Annotated in this window: 14 protein-coding genes; 8 read left to right on the top strand and 6 right to left on the bottom strand. The window is 69.4% G+C overall.

Translation table 11 applies throughout. The annotated features are described in order from the left end of the window. Nucleotides 1-14 precede the first annotated feature (14 nt). Nucleotides 15-869, top strand: coding sequence for a TIGR02569 family protein (locus tag ACAG21_RS10085; RefSeq protein WP_090600798.1), 855 nt, complete (start codon nt 15-17; stop codon nt 867-869). On the opposite strand, the gene ACAG21_RS10080 is transcribed toward ACAG21_RS10085, so the two are convergent. Then, on the bottom strand, nt 866-1,171 hold the full coding sequence (locus ACAG21_RS10080; RefSeq protein ID WP_370495858.1) for an MGMT family protein: 306 nt from the start codon (nt 1,169-1,171) through the stop codon (nt 866-868). The two genes, ACAG21_RS10085 and ACAG21_RS10080, sit on opposite strands and share 4 nt — an antisense overlap. Before the next feature lie 3 nt (nt 1,172-1,174). Beyond that, nucleotides 1,175-1,960, bottom strand: a complete 786-nt coding sequence (locus tag ACAG21_RS10075) for an alpha/beta fold hydrolase (protein ID WP_370495857.1) — start codon at nt 1,958-1,960, stop codon at nt 1,175-1,177. Between the two features lie 79 nt (nt 1,961-2,039). Between ACAG21_RS10075 and ACAG21_RS10070 the strand changes: the two genes are divergently transcribed. The 4 genes from ACAG21_RS10070 (at nt 2,040) to nudC (ending at nt 10,544) form a co-directional block, all read left to right on the top strand. Beyond that, nucleotides 2,040-5,153, top strand: coding sequence for an ATP-dependent helicase (locus tag ACAG21_RS10070; protein ID WP_370495856.1), 3,114 nt, complete (start codon nt 2,040-2,042; stop codon nt 5,151-5,153). Beyond that, nucleotides 5,150-8,434: an ATP-dependent helicase gene (locus tag ACAG21_RS10065; RefSeq protein ID WP_370495855.1), complete on the top strand. Its 3,285-nt coding sequence runs from the start codon at nt 5,150-5,152 to the stop codon at nt 8,432-8,434. Before ACAG21_RS10070 ends, ACAG21_RS10065 begins: the two co-directional genes overlap by 4 nt. A gap of 89 nt (nt 8,435-8,523) precedes the next feature. Next, entirely contained in the window at nt 8,524-9,594 is a 1,071-nt protein-coding gene (locus tag ACAG21_RS10060) for a TrkA family potassium uptake protein (RefSeq protein WP_370495854.1), read from the top strand. Between the two features lie 26 nt (nt 9,595-9,620). Continuing rightward, nucleotides 9,621-10,544, top strand: a complete 924-nt coding sequence (gene nudC / locus ACAG21_RS10055; protein ID WP_370495853.1) for an NAD(+) diphosphatase — start codon at nt 9,621-9,623, stop codon at nt 10,542-10,544. A gap of 4 nt (nt 10,545-10,548) precedes the next feature. Here the strand turns inward: nudC and ACAG21_RS10050 are convergent, their stop codons facing one another. Together ACAG21_RS10050 and mrx1 are read right to left on the bottom strand one after the other, a co-directional pair. Beyond that, nucleotides 10,549-11,205 carry a sensor domain-containing protein gene (locus ACAG21_RS10050; RefSeq protein WP_370495852.1) on the bottom strand — a complete coding sequence of 219 codons (657 nt, stop codon included), beginning with the start codon at nt 11,203-11,205 and terminating at the stop codon, nt 10,549-10,551. A 34-nt stretch (nt 11,206-11,239) separates the two neighbouring features. Continuing rightward, complete coding sequence (gene mrx1, locus ACAG21_RS10045) at nt 11,240-11,494, bottom strand: mycoredoxin Mrx1 (protein WP_370495919.1); 255 nt, start codon at nt 11,492-11,494, stop codon at nt 11,240-11,242. Nucleotides 11,495-11,657: 163 nt separating this feature from the next. Between mrx1 and ACAG21_RS10040 the strand changes: the two genes are divergently transcribed. From ACAG21_RS10040 to ACAG21_RS10030, 3 genes are all read left to right on the top strand, one after another. After that, nucleotides 11,658-13,766, top strand: coding sequence for an ATP-dependent DNA helicase UvrD2 (locus ACAG21_RS10040; protein ID WP_370495851.1), 2,109 nt, complete (start codon nt 11,658-11,660; stop codon nt 13,764-13,766). Between the two features lie 131 nt (nt 13,767-13,897). Next, nucleotides 13,898-14,047: a hypothetical protein gene (locus tag ACAG21_RS10035; protein ID WP_165796287.1), complete on the top strand. Its 150-nt coding sequence runs from the start codon at nt 13,898-13,900 to the stop codon at nt 14,045-14,047. A gap of 153 nt (nt 14,048-14,200) precedes the next feature. Further along, nucleotides 14,201-14,470 carry a WhiB family transcriptional regulator gene (locus ACAG21_RS10030; protein ID WP_096285413.1) on the top strand — a complete coding sequence of 90 codons (270 nt, stop codon included), beginning with the start codon at nt 14,201-14,203 and terminating at the stop codon, nt 14,468-14,470. On the opposite strand, the gene ACAG21_RS10025 is transcribed toward ACAG21_RS10030, so the two are convergent. Together ACAG21_RS10025 and ACAG21_RS10020 are read right to left on the bottom strand one after the other, a co-directional pair. Next, nucleotides 14,467-15,810, bottom strand: a complete 1,344-nt coding sequence (locus tag ACAG21_RS10025) for an ABC1 kinase family protein (RefSeq protein ID WP_370495850.1) — start codon at nt 15,808-15,810, stop codon at nt 14,467-14,469. The two genes, ACAG21_RS10030 and ACAG21_RS10025, sit on opposite strands and share 4 nt — an antisense overlap. 105 nt (nt 15,811-15,915) lie before the next feature. Further along, entirely contained in the window at nt 15,916-16,767 is an 852-nt protein-coding gene (locus tag ACAG21_RS10020) for a cyclodehydratase (RefSeq protein ID WP_370495849.1), read from the bottom strand. Between the last annotated feature and the right edge of the window lie 16 nt (nt 16,768-16,783).

The raw sequence follows: 16,783 nt of genomic DNA, 5'->3' as shown, positions 1-16,783 counted from the left end.
GTAGGCTAACCCCCGTGAGCGTCGAACCACCGCCGGAGCATGTGCTTTCGGCGTTTGGTTTGGCCGGTGTCAAGCCCATCGCGCTGGGCGCCAGCTGGGAAGGCGGCTGGCGATGCGGCGAGGTCGTCCTGTCCGTCGTGGCGGACCACGCGCGCGCGGCCTGGTCTGCGCGAGTGCGGGAAACGCTGTTCGTCGACGGGGTGCGACTGGCCCGTCCGGTCCGGTCGACCGACGGGCGCTACGTGGTCTCCGGATGGCGGGCGGACACGTTCGTCGCCGGTACACCGGAGCCCCGTCACGACGAAGTCGTCTCGGCGGCGGTGCGGCTGCACGAGGCCACCGGCAAACTCGAACGCCCCCGATTCCTGACCCAGGGACCGACCACGCCGTGGTCGGACGTCGACGTGTTCATCGCCGCCGACCGGTCCGCCTGGGAAGAGCGGCCACTGCAGTCGATTCCACCCGGCGCGCGCACCGCTCCGCCGAGCGCCGACGCCGAGCGCTCGGTCGAGCTGATCGGCCAGCTTGCCACGCTGCGCAAGCCGACCAAGAGTCCCAACCAGCTGGTGCACGGGGACCTCTACGGGACGGTGCTCTTCGTCGGCACCGCCGCGCCGGGGATCACCGACATCACACCGTACTGGCGGCCCGCGTCGTGGGCCGCCGGTGTGGTCGTAGTCGACGCGCTGTCCTGGGGCGAGGCCGACGACGGGCTGATCGAACGCTGGAACGCCCTGCCGGAGTGGCCACAGATGTTGTTGCGCGCGTTGATGTTTCGTCTGGCGGTGCACGCGCTGCATCCCCGGTCTACCGCCGAGGCCTTCCCTGGTCTGGCCCGCACGGCGGCCTTGATTCGCCTGGTGCTCTAGTCCGGCGCAAACTCGTAGCGGACTTCGCTGAGCGCGACCCTGCCGTCTTTCGCCAGCACTCCTTCGGCGCGCAGCAGTTCCAGTTGCCGCGTCGTCAGATGCCGGGCCGGTCGTCCGGATGCGGTGATCACCCGGTGCCAGGGCAGGTCGGAGGAGTCGGTGCGCATGATCCAGCCGACGATCCGCGGGCTGGAAAGCCCTGCGACAGCGGCGATGTCGCCGTAGGTAGACACGCGGCCGGAGGGGATCGCGGCGACCAGCGCGCGCACCCGTTCGACTTGATCCTCGGTCACCGGCGCCACGGTTCAGCCGGCCTGCAGCTGCTTGCGGATCAGCGCGGCGACCTCGGCCGGTTTGGCGCCGGGCACCATGTGGTTGCACTCGTAGGTCAGCAATTCGAAATCGGCACCCAACCGTTGCTGCAGACCCGTGACGAGCTGCTCGGTGACGTAGGGCGGCGACGTCCACGCCGCGCGCACCAACGTCGTCGGCGTTCCCGCCGGCGGAAGGACGGCGGGACGGGCCAATTCGCTCCAGTAGGACATGATCGCCGGCACGCTGACCCGCCAGCCGTAGCGCCCGCCGGGCAGCTGGATCAGGTGCTCGTCGAGTTCGGCGTCGAGCACGTCCGGATCGACGTCCGACCAAGAGCCGGTTGCCTTTTCCAGACGAGCCTCGGCCGGGTCCGGATAGTCGGGCGAGGAGAACATCGCCTCGGCGATCTGGCGCATCCAGTCGCCATCCAAGCCCACCGCGGGGTCGAGCAGCAGTAGTCCCGACACCAGGTCCGGCCGGTTCGCGGCCAGGTTCATGGCCAGCCCGCCGCCGAACGAGTGCCCGACGACCAACACCGGGGCCTGCGCCGCCTCGTCGAGCAGCGCGGCCAGCGCCGCGACGTTGGCGTCAATGGTCCACGGCGCAGCCCACGACGACCTGCCGTGGCCGATCAGATCGGGAGCGGCAATGGTGATTTCGGGCAGGTGATCGCCCAACTGCTGCCACCGCTGGCCGTGTCCGGTCAGCCCGTGCAGTGCGAGCATCTGGACCGGGCCGGCCGGACCGATGCGGTGTACGTGAAGGTCGGTGGTCACGCGTCGATGATGCCAGGCGCGGGGGACACCGCCGGTCTGGCCGGACCGACTTGTCAGACCCTCGTGATGTCATGCCGGTATGTCGTTGACGTGGGGTGCCGAGGCGAGCGCCGTACTGGCTCCGGGCGCTCGCGGTGCGATCCGGATCCTGGGCGGTCCGGGCACCGGGAAGAGCAGCCTGCTGGTCGATGCTGCCATCGCCGCGGTCGACGCCGGTGCCGATCCGGAATCGGTTCTGCTGCTTACCGGTTCGGGGCGGATCGGGATGCGTCAGCGCGCTGCGTTGACGATGTCGTTGCTGCGTGTCACCGGCCCGGGTCGGTCCGCGATCCGTGAGCCGGTCGTGCGCAGCGTGCACAGTTACGCCTATGCCGTCTTGCGGCGGGCGGCGCAGCGCGCCGGGGATGCCCCGCCGCGGCTGGTCACCAGCGCCGAACAGGATGCCATCATCCGCGAGCTGCTGGCCGGCGACCTCGAGGGCGAGGGCACCTCTGGATGGCCGAAGCACCTGCGTCCCGCGCTGAGCACCGCGGGATTCGCCACCGAACTGCGAAACCTGTTGGCGCGCTGCGCGGAACGCGGCGTGGACCCACAAGAGTTACAGCGCATCGGCCGGCTGTGCCGGCGAGGGGACTGGACCGCGGCGGGCCGGTTCGCCCAACAGTACGAGCAGGTGATGCTGCTGCGCGCGGCGGTGGGCACCGCGGCGCCGCAAGCCACGACGCCGGCGCTGGGTGCCGCCGAACTCGTGGGCGCCGCGCTGGAGGCGTTCGCGGTCGACGCCGAGTTGCTAGCCGCCGAGCGCACCCGCATCCGGGTGCTGTTGGTCGACGACGCCCAGCAACTCGACCCGCAGGCAGCGCGGCTGGTCCGGGTGCTGGCGGCGGGAAGTGAACTGGCGCTGCTCGCCGGAGACCCCAATCAGGCGGTGTTCGGCTTCCGGGGCGGCGAGCCGGCCGGTCTACTCGACGGCGATACCCCCGCGGTGACGCTGACGCAGTCGCATCGGTGCGCACCGGCGGTCGCGCGCGCCGTCAGCGGCATCGCGCGCCGGCTGCCCGGCAGCAGCGAGGGACGGCGAATAGACGGCACCGGCGTCGAGGAGGGATCGGTCCAGGTGCGGCTGGCGGCGTCGGCGCACGCGGAGGCCGCGCTGATCGCCGACGCGTTGCGGCGTGCGCACCTGATCGACAACGTGCCGTGGTCGCAGATGGCGGTGATCGTGCGGTCGGTGCCACGAGCCGGAACCCGGTTGCCGCGCGCGCTGGCGGCCGCCGGGGTGCCGGTTGCCGCACCCGCCGTGAGCGGGTCGCTGGGCGAGGAGCCCGCGGTGCGGGCGATGCTCACGGTGCTGGCCGCGACCGCCGACGGGCTGGACGGCGACCAGGCGCTGGCATTGCTGACCGGGCCCATCGGTCGCGTCGACCCGGTTTCGTTGCGGCAGTTGCGCCGAACCCTGATGCGCAGCAAACCCGCCGATGCGGCAGGCGATTTCGGTGATCTGCTGGTGGCCGCGCTGGGCGCCGCCGCGCCGCCGACGTCTCGCCCGCTGCGGCGGGTGCGTGCGGTCCTGGACGCCGCCGCGCGCTGCCACCGCGACGGCCAAGACCCGCGCTACACGTTGTGGGCGGCCTGGCAACGGTCCGGTCTGCAGCGGCGCTGGTTGGCGGCCGCCGAGCGCGGCGGCACCGCCGGCGCCCAGGCCACCAGGGATTTGGACGCGGTGACCGCATTGTTCGACGTCACCGATCAATACGTGTCGCGCACCCCCGCGGCGTCGTTGCGCGGTCTCCTCGACCATGTCGCGGCGCTGCAGCTGCCGAGCGTCAAGACCGAGCCGGCATCGACGGCCGAGCAGGTTCAGCTGCTCAGCGCGCACGCCGCGCTCGGACACGAATGGGACGTGGTGGTCATCGCCGGCCTGCAGGATGGGTTGTGGCCCAACACCGTTCCGCGCGGCGGGGTGCTGGCGACACAGCGACTGCTCGACGTCGTCGACGGTGTCTGTCCGGACGCCTCGGTGCGGGCACCGCTGCTGGCCGAGGAACGCAGGCTGCTGGTGGCCGCGATGGGCCGGGCCCGGCGCCGGCTGCTGGTGACAGCGGTCGACAGCGACACCGGTGGGGCGGACGGTGGAGCCGCGCTACCCTCACCGTTCTTCTTCGAGCTCGCGCAGTGTGCCGATGAAGACGCCGACCATGTTGTAGCGCTGCCTGTTTCGGCACCGCGCGTATTGTCGACCACCGCGCTGGTCGGCCGGTTGCGGGGTGTCGTTTGCGCGCCGGACGGCGCCGTCGACGACGAAGCCCGCCATTGTGCGGCAACGCAATTGGCACGTCTGGCCGCCGCCGGTGTGCCGGGCGCCGACCCATCCGGCTGGCACGGTCTGACCATGGTCAGCACCAGCGACCCGCTGCGCGACGGCCGCGATACCGTCACGCTGACGCCATCGACGCTGCAGACACTGACCGACTGCCCGCTGCGCTGGCTGGTCGAGCGGCACGGCGGGACTAACCCGCGCGAGCTGCGGTCCACGATCGGCTCGGTGCTGCACGCCTTGCTCGCCGAATCGGGCAAGACCGAAACACAACTGCTGGCCGAGCTGGAAAGAGCCTGGGAGCACCTGCCTTTCGAGGCGCGGTGGCATTCGGCCAACGAGCTGACCCGGCATCGCGCCATGATCGAGGCGTTCGTCGAGTGGCGAGCCCGCACCCGCGGCGAGCTGACGGAGGTCGGCGTTGAGGTCGACGTCGACGGAGTCCTGGACACGCCGCGAGCCGACGGTGGTGAGACCCGGCTGCGCGGCCGGGTCGATCGCCTGGAACGCGACGCGGCCGGCCGACTGGTGATCGTCGACATCAAGACCGGCAAGACCCCGGTCAGCAAGGACGATGCCCAGCAGCACGCTCAGCTGGCCATGTATCAGCTGGCGGTGGCCGAAGGCCTGATCCCCGACGGCGACGAGCCCGGCGGCGCCCGGCTGATCTACGTCGGCAAGAGCGGGGCAGCAGGCGCCACCGTCCGGGAGCAGGATCCACTGACACCGGCCGGCCGCGACGAATGGCGCGACCTGGTCACCCGCGCGGCCGACGCGACCGCCGGGCCGCAGTTCGTCGCGCGGCGCAACGACGGTTGCTCGCATTGTCCGGTCCGGCCGTCGTGTCCGGCCCACGTCGACGGGGCGGCATCATGACCCCGCGCTACAGCCCGGACGAACTAGCCCGCGTCCTAGGGCTTTTCCCGCCGACCGCCGAGCAGGCCGCGGTCATCGCCGCACCGCCCGGGCCGCTGGTGGTGATCGCGGGGGCGGGCGCGGGCAAAACCGAGACGATGGCCGCGCGGGTGGTATGGCTGATCGCCAACGGGTATGCCGATCCCGGCCAGGTGCTGGGACTGACGTTCACCCGCAAGGCCGCCGGACAGCTGCTGCGCCGGGTCCGTTCCCGGCTGTCCCGGTTGGCCGGTATCGGGTTGGGCGCCCCCAGCCCGGGGATCCCGGAATCGGCGGGGACCCCGGTTGTCAGCACCTATCACGCGTTCGCGGGCTCGCTGCTGCGCGATTACGGGCTGCTACTGCCGATCGAACCCGACACCCGGTTGCTCAGCGAGACCGAACTGTGGCAGCTGGCCTTTGACGTGGTCAACGGCTACGGCGGGCAGCTGCATACCGACAAGGCACCGGCCGCGGTCACTGCGATGGTGCTGCGACTGTGGGGCCAGCTCACCGAGCACCTGGTCGACACCGACCAACTCCGTGACACCCACCTCGAGCTGGAACGACTGGTGCACGCCCTGCCTGCCGGCCCCTACCAACGCGACCGCGGACCGAGCCAATGGCTACTGCGGCTGCTGTCCGCGCAAACCGAACGCACCGAGCTGGTACCGCTGCTCGACGCGTTGCAGGAGCGGATGCGCACCGCGAAGGTGATGGACTTCGGTGTGCAGATGGCTTCGGCGGCAAGGCTTGCCGCGAATTTCCCGCAAGTCGGCGAGGACCTGCGTACCCGCTATCGGGTGGTGCTGCTCGACGAGTACCAGGACACCGGCCACGCCCAGCGCGTCGCGCTGTCGGCCCTGTTCGGCGGCGGCTCCAACGTTCAAGACGACGGGCTGGCGCTCACGGCGGTGGGAGACCCGGTTCAGTCGATCTACGGCTGGCGCGGCGCTTCGGCAACCAACCTGCCCCGGTTCACCACCGACTTCCCGCAATCCGACGGCACTCCCGCGCCGGTGCTGGAGCTGCGGACCAGCTGGCGTAACCCGCCCAGCACCCTGCACATCGCCAATGCCATTTCGGCGGAGGCACGACGCCGGTCGGTGGCGGTGCACGCCCTGCGATCCCGGCCCGACGCCCCGCCCGGCACCGTCCGCGCCGCGCTGCTTCCCGATGCGCAGGCCGAACGGGAGTGGATCGCCGACCACCTGCACGAGCACTACCAGCGGGCGCGTGCCGACGGCGTCAACCCGCCGACTGCCGCGGTGCTGGTGCGCCGCAACGCAGATGCCGCACCCATCGCCGATGCCCTTCGTGCGCGCGGGATCCCGGTCGAGGTCGTCGGGCTGGCCGGCCTGCTGTCCATCCCTGAGGTGGCCGAACTGGTGGCCATGCTGCGCCTGGTCGCCGACCCCACGGCCGGCGCGGCCGCAATGCGGGTACTGACCGGGCCGCGCTGGCGCCTGGGCGGCCGGGATGTCGCCGCACTCTGGCAGCGTGCCGCGTCGCTCGGTGCGGGGCGCCCCGCCGACGCGTCCTCGGCCGAGTCGATCGCGATGGCCGCGGGTTCCGACGCCGACACCGCATGCCTGGCCGACGCGATCGGTGATCCCGGTCCGGCCACCGCGTATTCGATTGCGGGGTATCAACGCATTACCGCGTTGGGCGCCGAGCTGAGTGCCCTGCGTGGCCACTTGGGTCACTCGCTGCCCGACCTGGTCGCCGAGGTGCGGCGCGTGCTGGGTGTCGATTGCGAGGTCCGTGCCGCCGCGGGTCATGGCGGCTGGGCTGGCGCCGAACACCTGGACGCCTTCGCCGACGTGGTCGCGGCTTACGCGGAACGAACTTGCGCGACCGACGTTTCGGCCGCGGCGTCGGTGCTGGGGCTGCTGGCCTATTTAGACGCCGCCGAAATCGTCGAAAACGGTTTGGCACCTGCGCCGTTGACGGTCGCGAGGGACCGGGTCCAGGTGCTCACCGTGCACTCCGCGAAGGGCTTGGAGTGGCAAGTGGTCGCGGTGGCCCACCTGTCCGGCGGAACGTTCCCGTCGACGGCGTCGCGCAGCAGCTGGCTGACCGACGCGTCGGAGCTGCCGCCGTTGTTGCGCGGCGATCGGGCCGCGGCGGGCTCGCTGGGCATCCCGGTGCTGGACCTCTCCGACGTCACCAATCGAAAGCAGCTGTCGGACAAGATTGCCGAACATCGGCGGCAGCTGGAGCAGCGACGCGTCGACGAAGAGCGCCGACTGCTGTACGTCGGGATCACCCGGGCCGAGGACACCCTGCTGGTCTCCGGTCATCACTGGGGACCCACCGGGGTCAAACCGCGCGGGCCGTCGGACTTCCTGTGCGAACTCAAGGACATCATCGACCGGTCGGCCGCGGCCGGCGAACCCTGCGGCGTGGTGGAGCAGTGGGCACCGGCACCCGCCGACGGTGATCGAAACCCGTTGCGCGACAACGTTATCGAAGCGATATGGCCCACCGATCCACTGGCCTCTCGTCGTGCCGACGTCGAACGTGGGGCAGCGTTGGTGGAAGCGGCGATGGCGGCCCCAGCGAAAGAGTGCGGGGACATCGATGGCTGGGCCGCCGACGTCGATGCGTTACTGGCCGAGCGCGCTCGCGGCGAACGACGAGTGCAACGCGCCCTGCCCAGCCAGCTGTCGGTCAGTGGCCTGGTGGACCTGGCCCGCGATCCCGAGGGTGCGATGCAGCGGTTGATGCACCGCCTGCCGGCTCGTCCGGATCCGCACGCCTTGCTGGGCAATGCCTTTCACTCCTGGGTGCAACAGTTCTACGGAACCGAATGGCTCTTCGACCTCGGCGACCTGCCGGGTGCGGCGGATTCCGACGTCGGCCACACCGAAGAATTGGCCGCGCTGCAGGAGGCATTCACCCGATCGCGGTGGGCCGCCCGAACCCCCATCGCCGTCGAGGTCCCATTCGAGATGCCGATCGGCGACACCGTCGTGCGCGGGCGCATCGACGCCGTCTTCGCCGAACCCGACGGCGGCGCCACGGTCGTCGACTGGAAGACCGGCGAACCGCCGCGGGGTGCCGAGGCGATGCGACAGGCCGCCATCCAGCTCGCCGTCTATCGCTTGGCGTGGGCCGCGTTGTCCGGATGCCCGGAGTCCTCGGTGCGCACCGCGTTCCATTACGTACGCACCGGTGCCACCGTGGTCCCCGACGAATTGCCCGATCTCAGCGAGCTGGCGCGGCTGGCCCCCCGCGGGGAGCGTGATGTCGCCGTCTGAGGCGCTCAAGTGTCTGTCGACCGGCGATCGTGGTTACATGTGAGTCGTGCGTGTGGCGTGCGGTGTTGTCCAGCCAATGACGGGCCGCTGTGGCCGAGGGTAGGTTGCGACGGCTGAGAGGTCTCGACGAGAGACTGACCACCCAGCCCGGTCACCTGCTGGTCGGCGTGCTGCGTATCCCCGAAGACCACGGCAGCCCCGCCCGCGTCATCACCCGCCGGTTGATCATCGCGCTGCTGGTCCTGTTCGGTGCCGCCCTTGTCGTCTTCCTCGATCGCAACGGCTACCGCGACGTGCGCGGCGGGCGGCTGACGTTCCTGGACTGCCTGTATTTCTCGGCGGTCTCGCTGTCAACGACCGGTTATGGCGACATCACACCGATTACCGAAACCGCGCGCCTGGTCAACACCGTTGTCTTCACCCCGCTGCGCATCGCGTTCCTGGTCGTGTTGGTCGGAACCACGCTCGAGGTGCTTTCCGAGCGCTCCCGGCAGGGGTGGAAAATCCAGCGTTGGAGGAACAGAGTGCGTAACCACACCATCGTGATCGGGTACGGCACCAAGGGCAAACGTGCCGTTGCCGCCCGGGTCAGCGACGAGACCGCTCAGGGCGAAATCGTCGTCGTCGACACCGATCGCAGCGCCCTCGAGCACGCCACCACTGCCGGGCTGGTCACGGTGCACGGCGACGGCACCAAGTCCGACGTCCTGCGGCTGGCCGGGGCGCAGCACGCGTCGTCGATCATCGTGGCCACCAACCGTGACGACACCGCCGTGCTGGTGACCCTGACCGCACGCGAAATCGCGCCCAAGGCCAAAATCGTGGCCGCCATCCGGGAAGCCGAGAATTCGCACCTGCTGCAACAATCGGGCGCGGACACGGTGGTGGTCTCCTCGGAGACCGCCGGCCGGCTGCTCGGTCTGGCCACCACCACGCCCAGCGTGGTGGAGATGATCGAGGACCTGCTGACGCCGGACGCGGGGCTGGCCATCGCCGAACGCGAAGTGGAGGCGAGCGAGGTCGGCGGATCGCCGCGTCACCTGCGCGACATCGTGCTCGGCGTGGTGCGCGACGGACATCTGCTTCGCATCGGCGCACCCGAAGTCGACGCCATCGAGGCCACCGACCGACTGCTCTACATCAAGAACGCGGGGCATTAGTGGCGGATCGGCACCAGGGTCATAGCGTGGATTTTCAGCTGAGCAGTGTTCCGTTGCTCTCGCGTGTCGGCGCCGACCGGGCCGATCAATTGCGGACCGATGTCGACGCGGCCACCGCCGGATGGGCGGATGCGGCGCTGCTGCGGGTGGATTCGCGCAATCAGGTGCTGGTCGCCAACGGCCGGGTGGTGCTCGGTGCGGCGGCCGACCTGGGCGAAAAGCCGCCGCACGACGCCGTTTTCCTCGGCCGCATCGAGAACGACCAGCATGTCTGGGCCATCAGGGGGGCGCTGCAGGCACCCGCGGACCCGAACGCCCAAACCGAGGTGGTGAACCTGCGCAGCCTCGGCCCGATCTTCGACGACACCAGCAGCCAGCTGGTGGCGTCGGCCGTTGCGCTGCTGAATTGGCATGACAGGGCACGGTTTAGCGCGGTGGACGGCTCTCCGACGAAGCCGGCCCGGGCGGGCTGGTCGCGAGTCAACCCGGTGACCGGGCATGAGGAGTTCCCGCGCATCGACCCTGCGGTCATCTGTCTGGTGCACGACGGCGGCGACCGCGCGGTACTGGCCCGCCAGGCGGTGTGGCCCGAGCGAATGTTCTCTCTGCTGGCCGGATTCGTCGAAGCCGGAGAGTCTTTCGAGGTCTGCGTGGTCCGCGAGATCCGCGAGGAAATCGGCCTGAACGTGACCGATGTTCGCTACCTGGGCAGCCAGCCGTGGCCCTTTCCTCGTTCGCTGATGGTCGGCTTCCACGCGTTGGGCGACCCCGACGAGGAGTTCTCGTTCAACGACGGAGAAATCGCCGAGGCGGCCTGGTTCACCCGCGACGAGGTGCGCGCAGCACTTGCCCTCGGCGACTGGAGCAGTTCGTCGGACTCGAAACTTCTTCTGCCAGGCTCGATTTCGATCGCACGGGTGATCATCGAATCCTGGGCGGAGATCGACTGACGAGCTACTTGATGCGTTCGGTGATGATCTGCAGGACGGAATTCGCGATCTGATCGGAGGCTTCAAGGCCTACCACGCCTACCGACACCAGCACCGCGGACTCGATGCGGTACAGATGGCTCCACTGGTGGGCGCTGAGCCGCAATGTCGACGGATCCGGCTTGTCGAGGGCGAAGCTGTAGTTCAGATCGTGCAGGTCCATACACGCGTGCAGCGACGATTCCAGCTGACGGAATGCGCCTTGCGCCGCATCGGGATTCGCATAGCGCCCCGCCGCCTGGGTGACTCCATTGATCATCGCCCGGCCCAGCGGCTGGATGTCGTCGGTGACTCCGTGATAACCGGCGCTGCGAAATTCCGTCCAGTTGTTGCCGAAGGTGAGCTCGTTGTGGCCGACTACCCGGCACGGTTCCGGAGCGTTGGCGTCCGATGGGGCCGGCTTCTTCAGGTCCGCCTCGGCGCGGTCGAGATCGTCGGCTTTGGCAATGCGACGGACGTCGGCGAGTCCGACGATCATGTCGTCGACGCGTGTCACGTGCGGCTGCGGGGACGTGGCCGGAGTGCTCGGATGCGAGCATCCCGTCATCAGCAGTACCGCGATCGCGGCCGGCCACACGTTGCGAATCGAGCCGATTGGTCGCGATCGCAACTTCGGCGCCATGGTTCTTATCGTAGGTCGGCAGCGGCGAACAGGTTCAGCCGGCGACCTCGGCCAGCTTCGCTTTCACCTCGGCAGCACTCGGGTTGGTCAGGGTCGATCCGTCGGCAAACTTGACCGTCGGCACGGTCTGGTTGCCGCCGTTGACCGAACCGACGAATTCGGCGGCCGCCGAGTCGTGTTCGATGTCGACCGCCTCGTAGGGGATTCCGTTGGACTTGAGCACGGTCATGAGCCGGTGGCAATAGCCACACCATGACGTCGTGTAAACGGTAATCGGAGCGTTGCTCATAACCCGATAACGTAGTCCGCCGACGATGCGTTCCGTGAAGCGGGCGCTGAGGAGCCGGGCAATCCGGCCGAGTCCGCCGACGTAGCGTTCCGCGACGGGGCACCCGGGCCCGCGGCGTGGCGAAACACCGGGTTTGTCGGCAACCGCTGCGAAGATGGACGGCATGCCCATGGTCGCCGATCCACTGATCGCCGGGCTGGACGACGAGCAGCGCGAGGCCGTGCTGGCGCCGCGCGGACCGGTCTGTGTGCTCGCGGGCGCCGGAACAGGCAAGACCCGCACCATCACGCATCGCATCGCCCAGCTCGTCGCGAGTGGCCATGTCGCCGCCGGGCAGGTGCTTGCGGTCACGTTCACCCAGCGCGCCGCGGGGGAGATGCGCTCGCGATTGCGGACGCTGGACGCCAACACGCAGACCGGGTCGGGCGTCGGCGCCGTGCAGGCCCTGACCTTCCACTCGGCGGCCCACCGCCAGCTGCGGTACTTCTGGCCGCGGGTGGTCGGCGACACGGGATGGCAGCTGCTGGACACCAAGTTCGCGGTCGTGGCCCGCGCGGCCAGCCGGCTACGGCTCAATGTCAGCACCGACGACGTGCGCGATCTGGCCGGCGAGATTGAATGGGCCAAGGCCTCGCTGATCAGCCCCGAGGCGTATCCCAGCGAGGTCGCCGCCGCCGGCCGCGACATCCCGCTGGACGCCAAGAAGGTCGCCGACGTCTACGCCGCCTACGAGGCCCTCAAGGTCCGCGACGAAGCGGTGACGCTGCTCGACTTCGACGACCTGCTGCTGCACACCGCGGCCGCGATCGAGAACGACGCCGCCGTCGCCGAGGAGTTCCGCGACCGTTACCGCTGCTTCGTGGTCGACGAGTACCAGGACGTCACCCCGCTGCAACAGCGGGTGCTGTCGGCATGGCTGGGCGATCGAGACGACCTCACGGTCGTCGGTGACGCCAACCAGACCATCTACTCGTTCACCGGCGCCTCGCCCCGCTTCCTGCTCGACTTCTCGCGGCAGTTCCCGGACGCCACGGTGGTGCGCCTGGAGCGCGATTACCGTTCCACCCCGCAGGTGGTCTCGCTGGCCAACCAGGTGATCGCGGCGGCCCGCGGCCGGGTGGCCGGCAGCAAGCTGCAGTTGTCCGGGCAACGGGCGCCGGGCCCCGCCCCGACGTTCAGCGAGCATCCCGACGAAACCGTCGAGGCGGCCGCGGTCGCCAAGGCGATCGGCGGGCTGATCGAATCGGGCACCGCACCATCGGAAATCGCGGTGCTTTACCGCGTCAATGCGCAGTCGGAGATCTACGAGGAAGCATTGACCGAGGCGGGCATCGCCTACCAGGTTCGCGGTGGCGAGGGCTTCTTCAACCGCCAGGAGATCAAGCAGGCGATGGTGGCCCTGCGGCGTGCCGCCGAGCGCGCCGAGGGGCCGCTGGACAAGCCGCTGCCCGACGTGGTCCGCGCGGTGCTGGAACCGCTGGGGCTGACCGGCGCCGAACCCGACGGCACCCGGGCCCGGGAGCGGTGGGAAGCGTTGTCCGCGTTGGCCGAGCTGGTGGACGACGAGGTGGCGCAGCGCCCGCAGCTGGAGCTGCCGGGCTTGGTGGCCGAGCTGCGGGTCCGGGCCGACGCGCGCCATCCGCCGGTGGTGCAGGGCGTCACGCTCGCGTCGTTGCACGCCGCCAAGGGGCTGGAATGGGATGCGGTGTTCCTGGTCGGGTTGGCCGACGGCACTCTGCCCATCTCGCACGCGTTGGCCCATGGCGCCGAGAGCGAACCGGTCGAGGAAGAGCGTCGCCTGCTGTATGTCGGAATCACTAGGGCCCGAGTGCATTTGGCGCTGTCCTGGGCGCTGTCGCGCAGCCCGGGCGGCCGCCAGACCCGCAAGCCGTCGCGGTTCCTCAACGGCATTGCACCGCAGGCGCGCGTCGACCCGGCGCCGGGCAAATCCAGGCGCAAGCAAGGCGCGTCGCGGTGCCGGATCTGCAACAACAACCTGACCACCCCGGCGGCCGTCATGCTGCGCCGCTGCGAGACATGCTCGGCCGATATCGACGAGGCGTTACTGCTGCGGCTCAGACAGTGGCGACTGGACGTCGCCAAGGAGCAGAAGGTGCCCGCCTATGTCGTCTTCACCGACAACACGCTGATCGCGATCGCCGAACTGCTGCCCGACGACGAAGCGGCGCTGATCGCGATCCCGGGTATCGGCGCACGCAAACTCGAGCAGTATGGAGCCGACGTGCTGGCGCTGGTGCGCGGCCGCACCTGATCGCCATCCGACGGCAAACGCGCAGGTCAGAAAATCGGTTGTCAGCGCCGTGGGCTAACATCTACTCTCGGAAACGCAATCTGCTGCCGGCGCGATGCCGGCATGCGCCCAGGCGAGAGGAGGTGGCCACGATGATCAACGACACGTTCGAGGTAGGCGTGGCCGGCGCGGTGCTGTCCGCGTGGACCCTCCATGCCGCCCACGCCGCCGTAAAGGCGGCCGGTGCCAAGCATCGCGCCGCCGCCGCGACTGACGCGTTCGTGGATCGGGGAAGTACGTAAGCACTACGTAACCCGCCCGGTTTCAAAAGGCCACGGACCCGAAGTCATAAGGATCCGTGGCCATAGTTTTTGGGGCTGAAAATCTTTCGAAGCCCGCAACCTGGTCCGGATCACCGAAGAAGGAAACCCGACCAGGAAGCAGGTGAGCAGGACATGTCGGCACAGACAGTCCCCAGACAGCCCGCGCCGGCGTTGCCATGTCACGCCGGCGATCCCGATCTATGGTTTGCCGACGCCCCGGCCGACCTGGAGCGCGCCAAGACGCTCTGCACGGACTGCCCGGTCCGGCGACAGTGCTTGGCCGCGGCGCTGGACCGTGCCGAACCGTGGGGGGTGTGGGGCGGCGAGATCTTCGATCGGGGATCGGTCGTGAGCTACAAACGTCCGAGAGGACGCCCGCGCAAGGACGCGGTGGCCGCCTAAACGGCCGCGACGTCGGGGTCGGCGAAGCCGGGGACCAGCTCCTCGGTCAACGCCTTGATCGGCACGTGCGCGTCCAGCTGGCACAGAATCGCGGCCACCGACATGATCACCCGCATCGGGATCACCAGTTTGGGCGGTAGATCCATCTGCCGGGCCGTCCGGATCTGGGACACCGATCGGTCGATCTCGACGGCCGACATCTTCTGCAGCCATTTACGGGTGTAGTGGAACACCTCCACCTCGACCGGTTCGACGTACTGGCGCAGCATGTCGTCGATGTCGCGCACCGACACCTGCTGGCCTTTCTGGATGAAGCCGGCCTTTTCCATCGTCGGCAACAGCAGGTCGTAGTTCTTGTCGCGGGCCAATCGGATGGTCATCCCGAGTTCGATCGGAAAGCCACCGGGCATGGGCGCGACGGCGCCGAAGTCGATGACGGCCATCCGGCCGTCGGGTAAGAGCATGAAGTTTCCCGGGTGCGCGTCGCCGTGCAGCATCTGCAACCGGCGCGGGGCGTCAAAGGTGAGCTCGAGGAGCCGGGTGCCGATCAGATCGCGCTGCTCGACGGTGCCGTGGCGGATGATCTCGGCCATCGGCACACCCTGGATCCATTCCTGGACCACGACCTTGGGCGCGCTGGCGACCACGCGCGGCACCGCGAAGTGCGGATGATCGTGATACGCCTTGGCGAACGCGCGCTGATTGTCGGCCTCCAGCCGGTAGTCGAGTTCCATCTCGGTGCGTTCGATCAGCTCGTCAACCACGCCTTGGACGTCGGCGCCGGGCGCGAGCTGTTTGGCGACCCCGACCATCCGCTGCATCGTCTTCAGATCGGCCCGCAGCGCCTCGTCGGCGCCCGGGTACTGGATCTTGACGGCCACCTCGCGGCCATCGGACCACAGCGCCTTGTGCACCTGGCCGATGCTGGCCGAGGCCACCGGGGTGTCGTCGAACGAACTGAACCGGTCCCGCCACTTGGTGCCCAACTGCGCGTCGAGTACCCGGTGCACCTTCTCGGCGGGCAACGGCGGAGCGTCTTTCTGCAACTTCGTCAACGCTTCGCGGTACGGCTCGCCGTACTCCTCCGGGATCGCGGCTTCCAGTACCGACAAGGCCTGCCCGACCTTCATCGCCCCGCCCTTGAGTTCGCCCAGCACCTGGAAAAGCTGATTGGCAGCCTTCTCCAGCAGTTCGGCCTGGACTTCGTCTTTCGACTTGCCGGTCAACCGCTTCCCTAAGCCCAGTGCGGACCGCGCAGCAAAGCCGACCGGAATACTGGCCAGCTTCGCGTTGCGCGCCGCCCGACCCCGTTTAATCTCAGACACGTATCCATCATCCATGACGATGCGGCCGCCCCGGGCTTGATCTAGGCAACAGTGAGGTGTCAGGTCGACCGGCGGTCACGTCGGGCCGTACTTGCCGGGCCGCTCGGACGACGGGCCCGATCAGCAGGAACACAGCGGATGTTTGGTCCATTGCCGCGCGACGATGGCTCCGGCGTGCAGATCGAATTCCAGGGTGGCGTTCAATGCCTGCGGTGGCCCGGGATCCGGCCCGGCATGGTGGCCGCGCACCGCCGCGATCACCCGGTGCACCTGGCTCAGCGCCAGCGCCGCGGTCGCCAGCAGGGTGGGCCGATCGGCGATGCCGACGGTCTCGCGCAGCTGGGCGGCGACCGCCGGCCAGGCGGCATCCCGCTCGCTGCGGTGCAGATCTGCGCAGCCCAGGCAGCTGGTCACGCCCGGGATGACCAGCGGTCCGACCAGCCCGGTGCCGTCTCGGACCCGAACCGCCAGGTGCGCGACGCGCTGACTGTGCAGATCGCGCACCATGCGCGGGTCGGCGACCAGGTAGTCGGCCAGCACCACCAGATCCACCGCTGCGCGCGACACCGCGGCGTGCGGCTGGCTGCTGTGCGCGATCCGCGCGCCCGAGCAGCGCAACGACTCCATCAGCAGGTCCGACAGGGGGCCGCGGCCGTGCACCCGGATCGACGCGGCCCGGCCGCCGGATTGCCGGCGGCCGCGGGTCACCACCCCGGCGTTCACCAGCTGCGTGACGAGATGCGTCAGGTCGGGGTCCGTCAGCCCGTGCTCGAGGGCGTGCCGCTGTAATTCGGCGATCGGCAGCGGCGATCGCATCGTGTGCAAGAGCGTCGCCACTGCCGCGGCGGCCAGGCCTCGCGGTGGCTGGACCAGCACCGCCCGCCGCGGATCCCAGCCCACCTGCACGGCACCGTCGGGGCGCAGCAACACCGGCATCGCCGGGTTCAGCGCATAGGTCGTGGTGCCCGGCATGAATCAGACTGTGCCA

The sequence above is a fragment of the Mycobacterium sp. pR1184 genome, assembly GCF_041287235.1.
GTDB lineage: Bacteria > Actinomycetota > Actinomycetes > Mycobacteriales > Mycobacteriaceae > Mycobacterium.
This window is presented reverse-complemented; position numbering and strand designations above follow the sequence as displayed.